The sequence below is a fragment of the Epilithonimonas zeae genome, from assembly GCF_023278365.1.
Lineage (GTDB): Bacteria > Bacteroidota > Bacteroidia > Flavobacteriales > Weeksellaceae > Epilithonimonas > Epilithonimonas zeae_A.
In genome coordinates, this window is record NZ_CP075338.1 from 288,007 (window position 1) to 306,001 (window position 17,995).

Sequence of the window (17,995 nt, forward strand, 5' to 3'; positions counted from 1 at the left end):
TTATTAAGAATCAATAAATTGATTTTGTTTAAAAACATTAAGTAAAAATTAAAACTTAATGCCTTAATGTTTAATATTCAAATTACTGTATTAACTTTTTTATCTCCTCAATATTATCAATCTCATCCACTGTTTTATCTTTTCGCCATCTCAGGATTCTTGGGAAACGCAAGGCAACACCACTTTTGTGGCGATTACTGAAACCGATTCCTTCAAAAGCAATTTCGAAAACCAGTTCAGGTTTTACGGTTCGAACCGGACCAAATTTCTCGATCGCATTTTTATTCACGAACTTGCTGACTTCCATAATTTCCTTATCTGTTAATCCGGAATACGCTTTGGCAATTGTGACTAATTTATCCTCGTTTTTAACGGCAAAAGTATAATCGGTGTAATATGCGCTTCTTCGTCCGCTGCCTTTTTGGGCGTAAATCAAAACCGCATCAATGGTTAACGGATTAATTTTCCATTTCCACCAGTCGCCTTTTTTTCGTCCGGAATGGTATGGAGAATTTTTCTGTTTCAGCATCAGACCTTCACTGTTGATTTCTCTGGAACTTTCCCTGATTTGGTCTAATTCGTTCCAATCTTCAAACTCAATTTGTTGTGAAATTCTGATGTTTTCAGGGCCTTCGTTCAGTAATAATTCTTCCAGCATTGCACGTCTTCCGGAAATCGGTTTTTCCCGCAAATCGTTGCTTTCCAATTCTAACAAATCATAAGCAAAAACCTGAATCGGAATGTCGGAAAGCATTTTCTTGGTTAGAGTTTTTCGGTTGAGACGCTTTTGTAATTCATTGAAATTTAAAACTTTATTATCTTTTACAGCCAGAATTTCTCCGTCAATAACAAAATTACCTTTCATCTGTTGAACCACTTCTTTGATTTCAGGAAACTGTTCGGTAATCAGCTCTTCGCCTCTTGACCAGATAAAAACTTCGTCATTTCGTCTGATGATTTGACCACGAATTCCGTCCCATTTGTATTCAATCAACCATTCATCGGGCGTTCCGAGTTCTTCCAAATCTTTTTCCAAAGGATAAGCCAGACAAAAAGGATAAGGTTTTGAATTGTCGGGATTGACGTTTTCTGCTGAAATCAATTCCTGAAAAGAAACTTCATTCGGCAACCATTTCCCCATCAAACTGTGCATCAAGGCACTGGATTCCTGTTCGGAAAATTTAGTCAGGGCATTAATCAAAGTCTTATCTGAAACGCCAATTCTGAAACTTCCGCCCAGCAATTTGTTAAAAATCAAACGTTCTGTATAATCCAAACCGTTCCAGGAATTCAGAACAAATTCCTTTTTCTCGAGGTCAGTTTTTGTTTTAAGGTTGATAATATCATTCATCCATTCCGATAAAGAACGTTCGATTTTTTCGGTTGGAGGCGGAAGAATTAAGGACAATGTTTCTCCCAAGTCGCCGACCGAAGAATAACTTTCCTGAAACAGCCAAAACGGCAATTGCGTGATTTCCAATGCCCATTCTTTCATATAATTGGTGTTCACGTTTCGTTTTGGTCTTTTCCCCGTAAACAAAGCGATGAACCAGACTTTATCTTCATCAGGCGCGCGTTCCAGGTAATCGATGATGGCATCGATTTTAGCGTTGGTTTTGTTGGTGCTTTCGAGAGCGTTGATGAGTTCAGCGAAATGTCTCATTTCTAAATTTTTATAATTTTGGGCAGCTTAATCTGCCTTCCGTTCCCAAACCTAACGGAGTGTTTCGACGTAGTCCATCTTTTTTACAAGACATTTTCAAAATTTTAGTCCAGCAAAAAAAGAATTTCCACTCAAGTCGGGCTGTGAGAGATTCTCTGCTTTATATGCTGTTATTAATAGGTCGCTCCTACGGAGCTCCGCTTTACCGTTAATTCTTTTTGCTATTAACAGTAAGTTCCTACGGAACTTTTCAAGCATTGCTTTAATCTTTGATAATTTCTTTTTCAGTTTCTTCTTCGTCATCGTCGCCGTACAATGTTTCAACAACATCAGATTTGATTCCGATTTCATTTAAATATTTAGAAAAAACTTCGGTTTGCCCGTGTGTCACGTGGACGATTTCGGCTTCGGTTGCCTTGATCGCTTGTAACAAACCTTTCCAATCGGCGTGATCGCTCATTGCAAAACCAGCATCCGCACTTCGCCATCTTCTGGCACCACGAACCTGCATCCAACCAGAGCAAATTGCTGTTGCCGCATCGGGAATTTTCTTAATAACATTGGAATCCAATAATGCGGGTGGAACAATAACGATATCTCCCGCAACGTGCTTAATATTTTCCCTAAAATCAGGAACTTCATAATCGGGAAGTTGAATTCCGACTTCCTCAAAAGCCTGATTGAGCTTACCAATAGAGTAGTGGACGTGAATTTTCCCTATTCCTTCCACCGCTTTCATCACTCTTTGCGCTTTTCCCAAAGAATAGCCTATGAATACTGATGTTTTCTGATTTTCCTGATTACGTAAAACCCAGCTTTGCATTCTTTTGTTCAGATCATCTACTTCCAGCCAGTTGTAAATCGGAAGTCCGAAAGTACTTTCTGTCACAAATTCATTGCATTTTACAAGTTCAAAAGGTGTACTCAATCCGTCATCCTGAACTTTGTAGTCGCCTGAAATTACACTCACATAACCTTTATATTCTAAACGGATTTGCGCAGAACCAATGATGTGACCCGCCGGATGAAGCGAAAGTTTTACACCGTTGATATTGAGAACTTCGCCATATTGTAAAGTCTGACATTCAATATCTTCAGCAATTCTTTTCTTTAAAATAGGTTTTGTAAAATGATGACAGAGATATTTTTTCATTCCCCAACGGGCGTGGTCGGCGTGACCGTGCGTAATAACCGCCAAATCAACCGGTCGCCAAGGATCGATGTAAAATTTCCCTTGCGGACAGTAGATGCCCTTGTTTGTGAATGTGATGAGTTTCAAAAGAATTCAGGTTTCTTTTGAATATTCAAAAAGCTGACCAATTTATTTTAAGTTCAAACTTTTCTGCAAATCACTCCACGCTCCTCCGTTATGGACATTTTTGAATCCTTTTTCCTTTAAGATATTCTCCACTTTTACGCTTCTCAAACCGTGAGAACAAACGGTAATATAAGTTTTATTCGGATCAAGTTCTATATATCTTTCACGGATTGTTCCTAAAGAAATGTTCTGAGAACCGGCAATGTGACCCATTTCAAATTCTTTTTCCGTTCTTACATCGAGAATGATTGCTCCGTTTTTTATCAATTTATCTAAATCCTTATCCAAAGTCTGATATTTATAAATTCTGTACACGACATTAATGGCAAGGATGATTCCGCAGAAAATCAATACATTTTTCATAGTTTGCTTAAAATTTTTCTGTCAATATAAAATGTTCCAAACGGGATAATGCAGGCTAAAAGCACTTTCCAAGTTATTTCTTTAAACTTCCAATTCTGTTCGACACCGACGCTCAAAGTGTTGAATAAAAAAAGTAGAAATAACGAACCGTGAATCGGTCCCATCATTTTTACAAAAGCTGGATTATCAAAGCCATATTTTAATGGAACTGCAATGAATACTAAGGTTAATAATGAAATTCCTTCGAGAATCGCAATAATTCTTAACCGTCCGATTTTAGTTTTAAATAAATCAATCATAATTATCTGAAATAAGGTCTGTTAGCGAGAGGAGAGAATGGCCACGGAATGGCTATAAAAATGATAATCAAAGCAATGACAAAATAAATCAACATTATTTTAAACTTCTCTTTGTTAGTTGTTTTTCTTTTAGAAATGGATGAACCGATTGTAATTAAAATAATAGAAAACAACATCAGGAAAATATGGATTATTCCGAAAAATAAAAGATCAAACGACTTTTTAGCCTCATCAAAATTGTTCCAAAAGTATTTAATGATCGGACTTTGAGAATATAAAGTAATTCCCAGAACCAACTGAATATGAGCAATCGTTGCCGTCCAATGCCTCACGGAATTGTCTGTTTTTGAGAATTCTTTATTTGAAAAATATCCTTTGTAAGCCCTGAAAATCGAGTAAACTAAACTCAATAAAACCAACCACCGAAAAGTAGAGTGCAAGAAAGTCAATGTCTGATACATCATTAATTTTTTTAATAATGAGACAAAGGTAAAACAAAAACATACTAATTAGTATGTTTTTAATCAAAAAAATTATTTCAGGGTTTCAAAATACGACTTAAGGCCTTTTAAATAAACAAGATAAACGGATTTGGAATTCTCTAATTTTCCTAAATTTCTTACTCCCCAATATCCTGAAAGTACAAAAACGGCAACTTCTTTTGCTTCAACATCAGCTTTCAACAAACCGTTTTCTTTGCCTTTTTCAATCGCTTCAATCATTGTGTTTTCCCATTGTAAGGAAAGTGTATTCAGAGCCTTGGTAAAATCAATGTTCCAAGGCGCCATTTCCTGGGTAAAGTTGGAAGCCGGACAGCCATATTCAACCTTTAGCGTGTCGTTTTCCATTAGCAGATTATACATTAAGTTATAAATTCCATCTAACGGATTTACAATATTTTGAAAAGGTTCAATGAAAGTATTTTTGAAGTTGGGAATCATAAGATCATTAATGATCGCCAAACCCATTTCGTCCTTCGTTTTGAAGTGATAGTAGAACGCTCCTTTTGTCACCTGAGTAGTCGCAAGAATCTCATCCACACTGGTGGTCTGATAACCTTTTTTGTATATTAAATCAAATGCTTTTTGGAGAATATTCAATCGTGTTTCCTGTGACTTTTTCATAAAATGCCGGATGAGCTTTTTGCAAAGGAACAAATTATTTTAATAAAAAACTCCAGCAAATTTTGCTGGAGTTGAATGATTCTGATTTTTAATTGATTACTGCATTTCCTTCGACGCCGTCGGAATTATCTGTTTTATTTCCAGTAACAGCAGCTGCGACAAAACTTAGAAGACTAACTACTTTTCCGGCTTTTGTATCCCAGTAATAAGTGTCTTTTGGTTCAACTCGAATGATGGAAACATTTGGGTCATCTTTTCCATCGAACCACGCATTGGCCATTGGTGACCATTTTTCTTCGATGGTTGCACGGTCTGTGTAAACAAAGGCTTCTCCATAGATAGAAAGGTATTCGGAATCGCTGTTATTCATAAAATAAAGTTGTACGCGATTATCTTCCTTGATTTCGAAATTTTTATTACTTGTTTCGCTACTGATGAACCAAAGATTTCCATTGTCGTCGGTTTCCTGCAAAGACATTGGTCTCGAATTGACTGGTAATCTGTCTAGTTCTGTGGCGAACATACAAATCCTGGCTTTTTCAGATAGTTCCTTAATTTTTTTAATTGCTTCTTGCTGTGTAAGATTTTCTGTAGACATAATGTTTTATTTTTAGTGATTTGTAAATTTTAAATTATCCATTAACAATTTCCCCGCCATTAGGATGTAAGACTTGACCGCTTATGTACCTAGAATCGTCGCTGGCTAAAAATAGGAAACTTGGAGCCACCTCATTGGGCTGTCCCGCACGCTTCATTGGCGAATCACTCCCGAATTCAGAATTCTTTTTGGGTTTGAATGATGATGTAATTAGTGGTGTCCAGATTGGACCAGGTGCAACAGCATTCACTCGGATTCCTTTATCGATCAAATTAGCGGAAAGACTTCTTGTAAAAGAAATGATAGCACCTTTTGTAGCAGAATAGTCTATTAATTTTGGACTTCCTCGGTAAGCGGTTACGGATGAAGTGTTGATAATGCTCGCACCTTTATTTAAATAAGGTAACGCATATTTTGTAACCCAGAAATAAGAAAAAACATTATTCTCAAATGTTCTTACCAATTGATCTGTAGAAATTTCTTCAATAGATTCTGATTCCCAATGTAGACCAGCATTATTGATGATAATATCGATTTTTTTGTGAATTTTTATTGTAGTTTCGATCACTTTTTTACAATGATTTTCTTTTCCCAAATCTCCTTTTATTAAAGTGCATTTTCTGGAATAAGCTTCTACTTCTTTTTTAGTTTCTTTGGCATCTTTGGTTTCGCTGAGATAAGCAATGATAATATCAGCACCTTCTTTTGCAAACAGTAGAGCAACTGCTTTCCCGATTCCACTGTCTCCGCCAGTAATTAAAGCGACTTTGTTTTTTAACTTTCCTTCTTTCGGATAATTGATTGGATCAGTTTCAGGAATTGGATTCATATTCTTTTCCAATCCCGGCCGTCTTTGTTTCTGCTGAGGTCTTATTTTCTTTTTCGTCTCCTTTTCCATTTTTACTTTTCGGAATAATTACAAATAATGTGCTATTTATGAATTAATAAAAATCAAGCGAAAAAATATCCGATAGAAAAACCAGCAGATTTTTTATCAATTAAAGCGACTAAATGAAAATTTCAATTCAAATTTCTATACTTATTTGGGCTTACATTAATTTTTGATTAAACTATGTCGTAAAAGGCTGGAGGAATTATCAGTATAACTTTTTCACAATCGCAATAAAAAAACGATGCGGCTTCCTTATATAAAAAAGTCCGTTCAACAATTTGTGAACAGACTTTTTTTGAAAATTTAGTTAGACTCTATTAAATTTTAAATCCACCAGAAACCTCAATTCTTTGTGCATTAATCCATTTAGAATCATCAGAACAAAGGAAAGCAACAACGCTTCCGATATCATCTGGCAAACCAACTCTTCCCAAAGCTGTTTCAGACGAGATATGGTTGTTCAAATCTGCCACGTCACGCACAACGCCGCCTCCAAAATCAGTTTCAATGGCACCAGGCGCAATGGAGTTCACTCTTATTTTTCTGCTTCCCAATTCCAAAGCTTGGTATCTTGATAAAGAATCAATCGCCGCTTTCATTGCTCCATAAGCAGAATATCCAGCGAAAGAAAATCTTGCCAAACCAGAAGATGTGTTCACAACGCTGCTTCCGTCATTCAGCAATGGTAATAATTTTTGGGTTAAAAAGTAAGGTCCTTTGAAATGGATATTCGTCATCGCATCCAACGTTTCCTCGGTTGTTGTTTCAAAACTTTGATTAATTCCGATTCCTGCGTTATTAACCAAAGCGTCCAACTTTGCAGATGCAAATTGATTGTCCAAAATATTTTTTACTTCTGTTACAAATTGGTCAAAGCCAGTAGTTGTTGAAATATCCAAAGGTAAAGCGAATGCCTTTTGTCCGATGCTTTCAATTTCTTTTACGACTTCGTCTGCAGCCTCTTTTTTCGTTTGATAAGTGATAATAAGATCAAATCCTTTTTTTGCCAATTGTAAAGCTGAATCTTTACCCAATCCACGGCTTCCGCCAGTTACTAATGCTATTTTACTTGCCATTTTTTTTAATGTTTTAATTAATGATACAAAGTTGAAAAATCTGGGCATTAACCTATTTGCATAAATCAAATTGATATTTGTGAAAATCAAACAATCAATAGTTCTCGATAATGTTGTGGTGATTGTTGACTGTGTTTCTTGAAAAAGTTAGAAAAATGCGCGACTTCTTCAAAACCTAATGTGAAAGCAATTTCAGAAATATTCCATTGTGTTTGGGTTAATAATATTTTAGCTTCCTGGAAAATTCGGCTTCCAATGATTTCTCCGGTCGTTTTTCCGGTTGTTTCCTTTAAAACTCTATTCAAGTGATTCACGTGGACTCCCAATATTCCGGCAAAATCAGCAGGTGTTTTCAGTTGCAGAAGCTGACTGATGTTTTCGATGGGAAACTGTCTTTCCAGTAATTCGATAAATAATGTTGTGGTTCTGGAAGCGGCAGTTTTATTATTTTCAATGGGTTGGATTGGTTTTAATTTCTGGCCAAAATGAATCAGTTCCATCACATAATTTCTCAGCAAATCATATTTATATAGATAATCCGACTTGATTTCTTCGTGCATTTTCAGGAATATAGCTTCGAACTGAAGATATTGTTCTGTAGTAATCTGAAAAATAAAATCGCTGTTTGCAGAGAACACAGGAAGATTATCCAGTTCTAATCCAATCTTAGTAGTTGGTAAAAAATCCTTGGTGAAAACACAAAAATGTCCGGATTGGTCTGTGCAGAGATGTGTATAATTATAAGGAATTTTTGGTGATGCAAAAAGAACGGCACAATCTTCAATCTGGATTGTTTTATCGGCATATTCCACTTTATTCTGTCCGTTAATTAGGCTTATTTTGTAATAAGTTCGTCTGTTGTAAGGCATTTCGGTTTTCGATTTACAGCTTCTGTAAATTTCAGAAATATCAAAAACATTGAAGTGGCCAATATCCTTATTAATATTTTCATTTAGGAATTGATTGATATCTGGACAAGTATCTCCAAGAATATCCTGATAAAATTCTTTGATGGTGATAGAACTCATTGTATTTGTAAAAATCAAAGATACGGGTTTGAAGTTGATTTCAAAAGATATATTACTTAATAGAAGATTCCATTTATATATAAAATTGAATCATTCCGTCATTTTGGCTACAACCAAACTCATTTTGGCAACATTTCGCTTGCTGCTTCTGCAGACATTTGTATTATAAAATTTAAACAAAATTTACAATGCAAAAAGCAATTTTTATCACAGGCGCATCATCAGGATTAGGGAAAGCAACCGCAAAACTATTTCAGTCCAAAGGCTGGAATGTAATTGCTACAATGCGAAATCCACAAAACGAAACCGAACTTTCTCAATTGGACAATGTAATATTGCTTCCTTTGGATGTTACCAATTTGGAACAGATTCAGGAAACAGTAAAAAAAGCGATTGAACTTCACACGATTGATGTGGTTTTCAATAACGCAGGTTATGGTTTGATTGGGGCTTTGGAAGCTTTGACAGACGAGCAAATCGTGAAACAATTAGACACTAATCTACTCGGAGTCATTCGTGTGACACAAGCTTTCATTCCTTATTTCAGAAAGAATAGAAACGGATTATTCATTACCACAACATCGATCGGCGGATTATTGACTTTTCCTCTGGATTCGCTTTATCACGCTACAAAATGGGCTTTGGAAGGCTGGAGCGAAAGTATGTCTTTTGAACTTGCTTTACACAATGTTGGTATCAAAACCATTGCACCGGGCGGAATTAAAACTAATTTTGCAGGAGAATCTTTAGCTATTGCCAATCATCCGGCTTATGAAAACGGAACGCAGAAATTATTTGAACTGATGAATCCCAACAACTTCGAACCTGTAGAATGGATTGCGGATGTGGTTTATGAAGCGGCGACAGACGGCAAAAATCAGTTGCGATATGTAACTGGAGAATTCGCGAACCAGTTGTACAATCGTCGTTTGGAAATAGGTTCGGAAGCTGCAGTTCAGGAAATGAAACAGATGGTTTTTGGAAGTTTACTCAACTAAAAAATTAAGAAATGAATAATCCGATAAAAGTAAATTCTATATCAGAGCTTCACGAAATGTTGAATTTTGATAAGCCTGTTCATCCCTTGATCAGTATCAATGACAATGCTAATATGGTTGTTGATGAAAATCTTCTTAACCAGCATTTTTTGTTCAATTTCTACAAGATTTCATATAAAAAAACACTAAAAGGTAAAATTGGTTATGGCCAAGGTTATTATGATTTTGATGAAGGCGGAATGGTTTTTACCGCTCCCAACCAACTGATTTCCACAACGTCGGATGACACGGAATATGAAGGTTTGACAATGCTCATTCATCCCGATTTTCTGAGGAATTATTCTTTGGCAACGCGAATCAAAAGCTTGGGATTCTTTTCTTACGCCGCGAATGAAGCTTTGTTTTTATCGGACAAAGAAAAACAGACGATCTTTTCGGTTTTTGATAATATTAAAGAAGAACTGAATAACACGATTGACGATTTCAGCCAGGATGTGATTATTTCTCATATGGAGGTTTTGCTCAATTATAGCAATCGTTTTTACAAGCGACAATTCATCACAAGAAAAGCTGTGAATCACGATCTGCTTTCGAGAGTTGAAGAGCTTTTAAAAGTTTATTTTGATAAAGAACAAAGTTTGAACAAAGGTCTTCCAACCGTAGAATTTCTCGCTACAGAATTGAACCTTTCCCCAAGATATCTAAGTGATATGCTACGTTCTTTGACGGGACAAAATGCACAGCAAATCATTCACGAAAAGCTCATCGAAAAAGCTAAAGAATATTTGACAACCACGAGTTTTTCTGTTTCGGAGATTGCTTATCAATTGGGCTTTGAGCATCCTCAATCGTTCAGCAAGTTATTTAAAAATAAGACCAATCAAACGCCAGTACAATTCAAACAAAGTTTTAATCATAATTAATTATTGAAATGAATATAGAAAAGTTGATTAAAGATTGGATTACAGTCAGTAATAGTTATGACACCGAAAAATATTTGAAATTCTATCTGATGGATGCTGTTTTAGATGATTCTTCGGTTGGAATGAAATTTATTGGAAAAGATGGGATTAAGGATTATTTTGTTAGTTATTTTATCGGTTATCAAACTCAAACTGAATTAAGGAAATTGGAAATTAACGAAAATTCAGCTTATTTGGAAGTGGAATTTACAGGTGATTTTCCTGAAGGTAAAATTGGCGGAACCTTTGATTTTATTTTTAAGGATGATAAAATTGAGTTTTTGAAAGCGGATTTGATTTAAAATAATTGACCTTGATATTTATAAAAAATGGTGAGAAATTCTTATCACTTTTGTTTTTCAGAAAGGAATTAAACTCAAAATTATTTTTTATACATTTGCGCCAATCTGGTGAGCTGTAAAAAGCACTTAATAGGGAATCCGGTGAAAATCCGGAGCAGACCCGCTGCTGTAAGCTTCACAAAAAAGATTTTTGAAAATTATATCCACTGTTGAAAGATGGGAAGGATTTCAAAAATGAAGTAAGTCAGAAGACCTGCCAGAAGTTTAAAATAATTGACGCTTTCGTGGAATAAAGCTTAGTCAACAATGATTTTTGTGCAGCCCACGTTGTACTCTGTCATTGCTTTCTTACATCCATTAGCGTCATCATTATTCGATATGAGCTAATGGTGACACGATCTACTTTTCGGTTTTACAAGGCTGTTGTTGCAATGTTTGTGACAGCTTCTTCGCTGTGTTTTTCCCAATCTAAAAAAGATACAATTGAGACAGAGATTCTCAAAGTTGACGTTTACAAAAAGAGTTCCAAGGAGATTTTACCAGCGCAAACACTTTCTGGCGAACAATTGGAAAGGCTCAACAGTCATTCGGTTGCTGATGCATTGAGGTATTTTTCAGGTGTTCAAATCAAAGATTATGGAGGAATTGGCGGACTGAAAACCATCAACATCCGAAGTATGGGAAGCCAGCATGTTGGCGTTTTCTATGACGGAATCCAATTGGGAAATGCGCAAAATGGATTAGTCGATTTAGGAAGGTTTTCTCTGGATGACATCGAGGAAATCTCACTTTATAACGGACAGAAATCTGAAATTTTCCAGCCTGCCAAAGACTTTGGTTCATCCGGTTCTATTTATCTTCAGCCAAAAACGCCTCAATTTAAATTCAATAAAAAAACAAATCTCGTTCTGAGGTTAAAAAACAGTTCTATCGATTTATTCAATCCGTCATTCAGGTTGGAACAGAAGATTTCGGATAAAGTTTCAGCGAGTTTCAGTTCTGAGTTTTTGCAGAGTGACGGGATTTACAAATTTCGTTATCGTAAAAAATATCCGGATGGTGAAACAGCTTATGACACGATTGCCAAACGTTTCGATTCTGATATTCGAGCTAAGCGTTTTGAAACCAGTCTTCACGGTAGTTTGGATAAAGGAAGTTGGCACGTTCGTGGTTACGGATATATTTCAAATCGTGGAATTCCCGGAGCGATAGTTAATAATAGATTTGGAGCGAGAGGACAGAGAATGATGGATGAAAATTACTTTGTTCAAGCCAATCTTGTCAAGAAAATTTTTCCAAAAATAGAGACGCAGTTTAAAGCCAAATTCGCATACGATTATACCAAATTTGTTGATACTTTGGAGACTCAGGCAGCATTTCCTGTTGTTAATACTTATATTCAGAAAGAGGTTTATTTGTCGTCGTCCAATCTTTATTCTATTACGCCCAATTGGGATTTCAGTGTGAATGTTGATTTCCAGTACAATCATTTGGATGCCGATTTGGTCAACTTTTCTTATCCTTCCAGATACACATCTTTGGCTGCTTTCGCCACAACTTATCAATGGAAAAAACTGAAATTTCTTGGAAGTGTTTTAGGAACTTTCATCAACGAGACAGTGGAAAAAAATTCTAAATCGCCTGATAAAACAGAATGGACACCAGCCGCTTTTTTGAGTTATCAACCTTTTGATTCCAAGGAATTGACATTGAGGGCTTTCTATAAAAACTCTTTCAGGATGCCGACTTTCAACGATTTGTATTACACAGTTATCGGAAATTCTCTTTTGAAACCTGAGTTTACCAATCAATATGATGTTGGATTCACGTATCAGAAATTTTTTCAAAATCAAATTTTCCAATCGTTTTACATCAAGGTTGACTGTTATTTCAATAAGGTCAAAGATAAAATCATTGCAGCCCCCAACGGAAGTATGTTCCGCTGGACGATGCTGAATCTCGGCGAGGTGGAAATCATTGGAACTGATGTCAATTTTCAGGCAGATCTGAATCTTGGTCAGGTCAAATTAAAACCATTATTGACTTACACTTATCAAAGTTCCCGAGATTTTTCTGACAGAAATGAGTCTTATTTTGGAGACCAAATTCCTTACACACCTTGGCATTCCGGGACATTTACGCTGATGTCGGATTACAAAGACTGGTCTTTCAACTACAGTTTTATTTATGTTGGAGAGCGTTACGATGTTAATCAGGATAATATTGCTTATAACTATATCCAGCCTTGGTACACGCACGATTTATCGATTCAGAAAAAATTTAAAATGAATAATCATCAGTTCAAAGCCACTCTGGAAATGAACAATATTTTCAATCAGTTTTACGAAGTGGTTTTGAGTTATCCAATGCCGGGACGAAATTTTAAACTCATTCTAAGTTTTACATTATGAGAAAACTAAATCTTATTTTAAATCTTTTCGCACTGCTCTTCTTGATGTCGTGCAGAACGGATGATATCATTATTCGGCCAGAAGTAGTGAAAGGTCTTGCACCACCGGAAAATACGGCTATCAAAGGATTTTATCTTCTGAACGAAGGTAATATGGGAACCAACAAAGCGACTTTGGACTTCTTCGATTATACGACGGGAACCTACCACAGAAATATCTATTCGGAAATCAATCCGGATGTTGTTAAAGAACTCGGCGATGTCGGAAATGACATTAAAATCTACGGTAGCAAGATGTACGCGGTCATCAATGTATCCAATAAAATTGAGGTTCTGGATGCCAAAACGGCGAAAAGAATCAAAACGATTCAGTTGCAGAACTGCCGTTATATGACTTTCAAAGATGGGAAAGCTTACGCATCCAGTTACGCAGGTCCGGTTTCTCTTGACCCCAATGCACCGATTGGAAAAGTCGTTGAGATTGATACGCTTTCATTGTCCATCCAGAGAGAAGTTGTCGTTGGTTATCAACCCGAAGAGATGCAGATTGTTGGGAACAATCTTTACGTTGCTAATTCAGGAGGTTACCGATTTCCGAATTATGACAGAACAGTTTCAGTCGTTGACTTGAACACATTTACAGAAACTAAAAAAATCGATGTTGCGATTAATCTTCATCACATTGCAAAGGACGATGACGGCGATTTGTATGTAAGCTCCAGAGGCGATTACTACACAATTCCTTCGAGTTTATTTTTAATTGATTCTAAAACAGGAACGGTCAAAAAAGACTTTAAAATTGCGGTCAGCGAAATGACGATTGTGAATGGCAAGCTCTATTTCTACGGTAACGAGTTCAATTACAACACACATTCCTACACCAAATCTTTCGGAATCATCGATGTCAAAACTGAGCAAATCATTTCCAACAAAATCATCGACCAGGAATACGTGGACGCCATCAAAACGCCTTACGGAATCGCTGTCAATCCAATTACAGAAGATATTTATCTAACCGATGCGCGGAATTATGTCTCCACAGGATTTGTTTACTGTTTCGATAAAAACGGAAAATTCAAATGGAAAACAGAAGGCGGCAATATTCCCGCACACTTTGTTTTCCTCTATAAATAAATGGATATGGATAAGAATTATTTGGGCAGCTATTTCCGCCTTCCGTTCCCGCTATTTTCTTTTTTCTCAAAAAAGAAAATGAGCTCCACTCAAGTCGGGCTGCAATCGTATTACGTTCCAAAAAGCTGCTTTTCTTCGATGAGCGTTAGCGTCTTTGCGAACTTTAAAGAAGTTAATTGTTAAAAAAATCTTTGCGCACTTTGCGTTCAAAAAATTATAAATATGAAAAATAAATACTTAAAACTTACATTTCTCTTCTTCATTCTTGCGGGAATCATTGCCTGTAAAAACGATGACGAAGCCAATACTTTCAATCTCGCCGAATCTTATTCAGTTGACCGTTTCAAAGTATTGAACATTCCGACTAATATTTCAGGAACTTTTACTTGGAAAATTAATGATTCTCTTATATCGGATAATTCAAATTTGGATTTCATCAGTCCTTATGCGAAAACTTATCCTCTGACTTTGAAAATTGTTTCAAACGGAACAACGACAACATACACTTCAAAAATCATTGTCAACAAAGAATCGGTTTCTTACAGCAAGTACATTTCCAATGTTTTTGATTTTCGTCCTGCTGTTGGTCAATTTATGAATGAGATTCCGGAATATTCTGCTGGAAACACTACGGAACAAATGATCCAGAAGGCGAAACAATCTTTGGTTGGTTCCAATTCTTCGATGATTTCGCTGGGCGGATTTGGAGGTTATGTCACTTTTGGATTTGACCACACCATCCCAAATATGAATGGCAAAGATTTCAAGATTCTGGGCAATGCATTTTGGGGCGATTTGTCTGCGGAAGAACGTTCGGGCTCTTGCGAACCGGGAATCATTCTGGTAGCTTACGACAAAAATAAAAATGGAAAACCCGATGAAGACGAATGGTTCGAAATTGCAGGAAGCGAATATTTCAAAAATACAACCGTAAAGAATTATACCATCAATTACTTCAAACCCAACGAATCCAAACCGCCAGTTACCGGAAACGAATACTGGGAAAACGATGTGGAATACATCAAGTGGACAGATAATCTGGGGAATTCTGGTTACAAAACCAAAAATGTTTTCCACGTTCAGAGTTATTATCCATTATGGATTTCGGATGCTTCTTACAGTTTCACCGGAACTAAACTCGCCAACAATTATTATGACCAGAGCGGAAGCGGAACTTATTGGGTTGGCAAATCCTATGAATTCGGTTATGCGGACAATGCTCCGAATAATGATGAGGCTTCCAACATCGATATCTCTTGGGCAGTTGATAAAAACGGAAATTACGTCAAACTTCCCGGAATCGATTTCGTGAAAGTTTATACCGGAGTCAATCAGGAAGCGGGCTGGCTGGGAGAAGTTTCTACAGAAGTTGCTGGTGCTTACGATTTACATTTAAAATAAAATCAATTAAAGATTGGTTCTCGCAGATTTATCAGATTCTGCAAATTTAAAATCAAACATCTACCAAATCAAAATAATCCGCGAGATCTAAAATACCTTAAAATAATATTCAACAATAAAAATTCTTTAAATCAATTAAAAATGAAAAAGATTTATCTTTTGACAATGCTGTTATTCTTTGCATTTTTTACCAATGCACAAGTCACAGTCCAAGGTGTTCCGAGAAATGACCTCCAACAAAACTCGGTTAAAAAACAATCCAAAAAAGCCAATCTGACGATGGATGATATCGTCTATTGGGTTGGAACAGGTTCTAATAAAGCGGCTTTCGTTGTTCAATGGAATGATGCTAAAAATCCGGATGCTTTGGTTTGGGGCTTCAAATGGGATGGAAATGCAACCGGCGAAGATATGCTGAAAGCGATTGCAAAAACCGATAAGCGTTTCTTTTCGTTATTATACCAAGGAACACAATACGGAAGTGCAATCGGCGGACTTGGTTTTGACCTTGATGGAAAAGGAACAATCGGACTTTACAATAATGGAAATACAACTTATCCGCTATATCCGGTGGATGGATTTGTTAATACAACAGCTTATGATTTTGATAATTATACAGCGATTGATCCTAATGACCATTGGGGAGCTGGATGGTACACCGGTTATTGGTCGTATTGGGTAAAAGATCCTACAGATACGGATTTTGGGTATTCTGGTTTAGGAGCGAGTAGCAGACAATTGCAGAATGGTTCCTGGGATGTATGGAATTTCAACCCAAATTTTGAAAGCTTTGATATCTCATCAACGATGACGCCTGTTTCCGCTTATTCGGCACAGGCAGATTTTACCAAAGGTTATTTTATGGTGAATGAAGAATGGTTTGGTCATACGAACGGTTCTGTGAATTTTGTAGGAGACAACGGCCAAATCTATTACAGAGTTTACAGCGAGAAGAATAATAATCAGGCTTTTGGTGCTACGACTCAGTTTGGTACAATCTACGGTGATAAGTTCTATTTCATTTCAAAACAAGCTTCTGACGGAGGCGATACACAATACATACCAGGCGGAAGATTGGTAGTTGCTAATGCTTTGACAATGGAAAAGATTAAAGGCTTCGATAACATCGGTGGAGGAGATGGACGTTCTTTTCTTGGTGTGAATGAACATTTGGGCTATATCGGTGCATCCAACGGAATCTTTTTATTTGATATCGATAATCTTCAAGTGGGAAGTATGATTGCGGGAACTGGCGGCGGTTCGGCTTATGCAGGACAAATCGGAAATATGGTGAGAACTTCGCAGTATGTTTTTGCTGTGAAACAGTCAACAGGTATTTTAGTAATCGATCCGAAAACTAATACTTTAATTCAGACAATTTCCGGTGCTTTCCACTCAGTGGTTCAGGCTAAGGACGGAAGTGTCTGGGCGATTCAAAATCAGAAATTGATTAACATTAATCCAACAACTTTTGCTACAACAGAATATGCGCTTTCTACTGCAACCCAATATCTAGGTTCTTGGGGAGCCTGGAACGCAGGAAGTTTTACTTACAGTAACCAGCAAAATGCCTTGTACTGGATGAACTCGGTTAATGCTTTCACATCTGGTACGAAGATTATTAAATTTGATGTAACAAACAAAACATTGGTTGATAACTTCATCACAATTCCCGGACAGGAAGGAACTTACAAGCAGATTCCTTACGGTGCAGCTTTGAGAGTTAATCCTGTTTCTGACGAATTAATCCTTAATACAACAGAAAGCGGTTACGGTGCACATTATCAGAAAAACTGGATTCATACTTACAGCAATACAGGTGCTTTATTGAATACAAAAATCTTGAATGATTATTATTGGTTCCCAGCTGTGACGGTATTTCCGGATGTAACTGCGCCAGTTGTAAGTTCAACTTTCCCAACAGAAATTAATGCTACATCTGCTGTAACTATCGATTTGAAAACGATTGTGACCGATGCTGATAATCTTTCATCATCTATTTTAAAATCAATCAAATCCAATAGCAACACCACAGCAATTAAAGCGGAAATCAATACCAACGATGAATTAATTCTGACACCTTTGGCCGCAGGAACGGCTTCTATAGTGGTAAGTTTTAACTCCAATGGAAAAGTGGTTGATAAAACGTTGACTGTTGTTTCGTCTTCACTGGCTGCAACGGCAGAAATCAAGAGAGTGGATTTGAGCATCTACCCAAATCCAACAACCGAAATTCTTAATATCAAATCTCAGGATAAAATTGTTGAGGTTTCTCTATTTGACATTTCAGGGAAGCAAATCAATACTAAAGTTGTGAATGGACAAGTCAATGTTTCTAAACTATTGAAAGGAAATTACATCTTGAGAGTGACGACGGATAAAGCAACTTATCAGGAGAAATTCATCAAGAAATAATATTGATTAATT

17 protein-coding genes and 1 riboswitch are annotated in these 17,995 nt (G+C 36.6%); of the genes, 7 read left to right on the forward strand and 10 right to left on the reverse strand.

Going from position 1 to position 17,995, the window contains the following annotated elements:
- Nucleotides 1–82 precede the first annotated feature (82 nt).
- From KI430_RS01120 to KI430_RS01165, 10 genes are all read right to left on the reverse strand, one after another.
- The gene (locus KI430_RS01120) at nucleotides 83–1,663 is read right to left on the reverse strand and encodes an ATP-dependent DNA ligase (protein ID WP_248876460.1); all 1,581 of its coding nucleotides are present in this window, start codon (nucleotides 1,661–1,663) and stop codon (nucleotides 83–85) included.
- Between the two features lie 262 nt (nucleotides 1,664–1,925).
- Nucleotides 1,926–2,942, reverse strand: a complete 1,017-nt coding sequence (locus KI430_RS01125) for a ligase-associated DNA damage response exonuclease (protein WP_248876461.1) — start codon at nucleotides 2,940–2,942, stop codon at nucleotides 1,926–1,928.
- A gap of 42 nt (nucleotides 2,943–2,984) precedes the next feature.
- Nucleotides 2,985–3,344, reverse strand: a complete 360-nt coding sequence (locus KI430_RS01130; protein ID WP_248876462.1) for a rhodanese-like domain-containing protein — start codon at nucleotides 3,342–3,344, stop codon at nucleotides 2,985–2,987.
- Entirely contained in the window at nucleotides 3,341–3,643 is a 303-nt protein-coding gene (locus tag KI430_RS01135) for a DUF3817 domain-containing protein (protein ID WP_248876463.1), read from the reverse strand. The genes KI430_RS01130 and KI430_RS01135 overlap by 4 nt, the downstream gene beginning before the upstream one ends.
- Before the next feature lie 2 nt (nucleotides 3,644–3,645).
- Entirely contained in the window at nucleotides 3,646–4,107 is a 462-nt protein-coding gene (locus KI430_RS01140; protein ID WP_248876464.1) for a hypothetical protein, read from the reverse strand.
- Between the two features lie 69 nt (nucleotides 4,108–4,176).
- Entirely contained in the window at nucleotides 4,177–4,767 is a 591-nt protein-coding gene (locus tag KI430_RS01145; protein ID WP_248876465.1) for a TetR/AcrR family transcriptional regulator, read from the reverse strand.
- An 88-nt stretch (nucleotides 4,768–4,855) separates the two neighbouring features.
- Complete coding sequence (locus KI430_RS01150) at nucleotides 4,856–5,365, reverse strand: pyridoxamine 5'-phosphate oxidase family protein (protein WP_248876466.1); 510 nt, start codon at nucleotides 5,363–5,365, stop codon at nucleotides 4,856–4,858.
- A 34-nt stretch (nucleotides 5,366–5,399) separates the two neighbouring features.
- Nucleotides 5,400–6,263, reverse strand: coding sequence for an SDR family oxidoreductase (locus KI430_RS01155; protein ID WP_248876467.1), 864 nt, complete (start codon nucleotides 6,261–6,263; stop codon nucleotides 5,400–5,402).
- 311 nt (nucleotides 6,264–6,574) lie between these two features.
- Complete coding sequence (locus KI430_RS01160; protein WP_248876468.1) at nucleotides 6,575–7,333, reverse strand: SDR family NAD(P)-dependent oxidoreductase; 759 nt, start codon at nucleotides 7,331–7,333, stop codon at nucleotides 6,575–6,577.
- Nucleotides 7,334–7,419: 86 nt separating this feature from the next.
- Nucleotides 7,420–8,361 (reverse strand): helix-turn-helix domain-containing protein, encoded by a 942-nt coding sequence (locus KI430_RS01165; protein WP_248876469.1) that lies wholly within the window; start codon nucleotides 8,359–8,361, stop codon nucleotides 7,420–7,422.
- Between the two features lie 188 nt (nucleotides 8,362–8,549).
- Here KI430_RS01165 and KI430_RS01170 point away from each other — a divergent pair, with 188 nt between their 5' ends.
- The 7 genes from KI430_RS01170 to KI430_RS01200 all read left to right on the forward strand — a co-directional run bounded on the left by KI430_RS01170 (nucleotide 8,550) and on the right by KI430_RS01200 (nucleotide 17,983).
- Nucleotides 8,550–9,359 (forward strand): SDR family oxidoreductase, encoded by an 810-nt coding sequence (locus KI430_RS01170; RefSeq protein WP_248876470.1) that lies wholly within the window; start codon nucleotides 8,550–8,552, stop codon nucleotides 9,357–9,359.
- An 11-nt stretch (nucleotides 9,360–9,370) separates the two neighbouring features.
- On the forward strand, nucleotides 9,371–10,282 hold the full coding sequence (locus KI430_RS01175; RefSeq protein ID WP_248876471.1) for a helix-turn-helix domain-containing protein: 912 nt from the start codon (nucleotides 9,371–9,373) through the stop codon (nucleotides 10,280–10,282).
- A gap of 8 nt (nucleotides 10,283–10,290) precedes the next feature.
- Nucleotides 10,291–10,623 carry a nuclear transport factor 2 family protein gene (locus KI430_RS01180; protein WP_248876472.1) on the forward strand — a complete coding sequence of 111 codons (333 nt, stop codon included), beginning with the start codon at nucleotides 10,291–10,293 and terminating at the stop codon, nucleotides 10,621–10,623.
- An 89-nt stretch (nucleotides 10,624–10,712) separates the two neighbouring features.
- Nucleotides 10,713–10,899: riboswitch (cobalamin riboswitch) on the forward strand.
- 110 nt (nucleotides 10,900–11,009) lie between these two features.
- A complete protein-coding gene (locus KI430_RS01185) occupies nucleotides 11,010–13,034 on the forward strand; it encodes a TonB-dependent receptor plug domain-containing protein (RefSeq protein WP_248876473.1) in 2,025 nt (674 codons plus the stop codon).
- The gene (locus KI430_RS01190; RefSeq protein ID WP_248876474.1) at nucleotides 13,031–14,167 is read left to right on the forward strand and encodes a YncE family protein; all 1,137 of its coding nucleotides are present in this window, start codon (nucleotides 13,031–13,033) and stop codon (nucleotides 14,165–14,167) included. The genes KI430_RS01185 and KI430_RS01190 overlap by 4 nt, the downstream gene beginning before the upstream one ends.
- Before the next feature lie 222 nt (nucleotides 14,168–14,389).
- Nucleotides 14,390–15,568, forward strand: a complete 1,179-nt coding sequence (locus KI430_RS01195) for a cell surface protein (RefSeq protein WP_248876475.1) — start codon at nucleotides 14,390–14,392, stop codon at nucleotides 15,566–15,568.
- Between the two features lie 141 nt (nucleotides 15,569–15,709).
- On the forward strand, nucleotides 15,710–17,983 hold the full coding sequence (locus KI430_RS01200) for a DUF5074 domain-containing protein (RefSeq protein ID WP_248876476.1): 2,274 nt from the start codon (nucleotides 15,710–15,712) through the stop codon (nucleotides 17,981–17,983).
- Nucleotides 17,984–17,995 lie beyond the last annotated feature (12 nt).

Coding starts and splice junctions, on each gene's coding strand:
- KI430_RS01120 (WP_248876460.1), bottom strand. CDS start 1,663: ATGAGACATTTCGCTGAACTCATCAACGCTCTCGAAAGCACCAACAAA.
- KI430_RS01130 (WP_248876462.1), bottom strand. CDS start 3,344: ATGAAAAATGTATTGATTTTCTGCGGAATCATCCTTGCCATTAATGTC.
- KI430_RS01135 (WP_248876463.1), bottom strand. CDS start 3,643: ATGATTGATTTATTTAAAACTAAAATCGGACGGTTAAGAATTATTGCG.
- KI430_RS01140 (WP_248876464.1), bottom strand. CDS start 4,107: ATGATGTATCAGACATTGACTTTCTTGCACTCTACTTTTCGGTGGTTG.
- KI430_RS01145 (WP_248876465.1), bottom strand. CDS start 4,767: ATGAAAAAGTCACAGGAAACACGATTGAATATTCTCCAAAAAGCATTT.
- KI430_RS01150 (WP_248876466.1), bottom strand. CDS start 5,365: ATGTCTACAGAAAATCTTACACAGCAAGAAGCAATTAAAAAAATTAAG.
- KI430_RS01155 (WP_248876467.1), bottom strand. CDS start 6,263: ATGGAAAAGGAGACGAAAAAGAAAATAAGACCTCAGCAGAAACAAAGA.
- KI430_RS01160 (WP_248876468.1), bottom strand. CDS start 7,333: ATGGCAAGTAAAATAGCATTAGTAACTGGCGGAAGCCGTGGATTGGGT.
- KI430_RS01165 (WP_248876469.1), bottom strand. CDS start 8,361: ATGAGTTCTATCACCATCAAAGAATTTTATCAGGATATTCTTGGAGAT.
- KI430_RS01170 (WP_248876470.1), top strand. CDS start 8,550: ATGCAAAAAGCAATTTTTATCACAGGCGCATCATCAGGATTAGGGAAA.
- KI430_RS01175 (WP_248876471.1), top strand. CDS start 9,371: ATGAATAATCCGATAAAAGTAAATTCTATATCAGAGCTTCACGAAATG.
- KI430_RS01180 (WP_248876472.1), top strand. CDS start 10,291: ATGAATATAGAAAAGTTGATTAAAGATTGGATTACAGTCAGTAATAGT.
- KI430_RS01185 (WP_248876473.1), top strand. CDS start 11,010: ATGGTGACACGATCTACTTTTCGGTTTTACAAGGCTGTTGTTGCAATG.
- KI430_RS01190 (WP_248876474.1), top strand. CDS start 13,031: ATGAGAAAACTAAATCTTATTTTAAATCTTTTCGCACTGCTCTTCTTG.
- KI430_RS01195 (WP_248876475.1), top strand. CDS start 14,390: ATGAAAAATAAATACTTAAAACTTACATTTCTCTTCTTCATTCTTGCG.
- KI430_RS01200 (WP_248876476.1), top strand. CDS start 15,710: ATGAAAAAGATTTATCTTTTGACAATGCTGTTATTCTTTGCATTTTTT.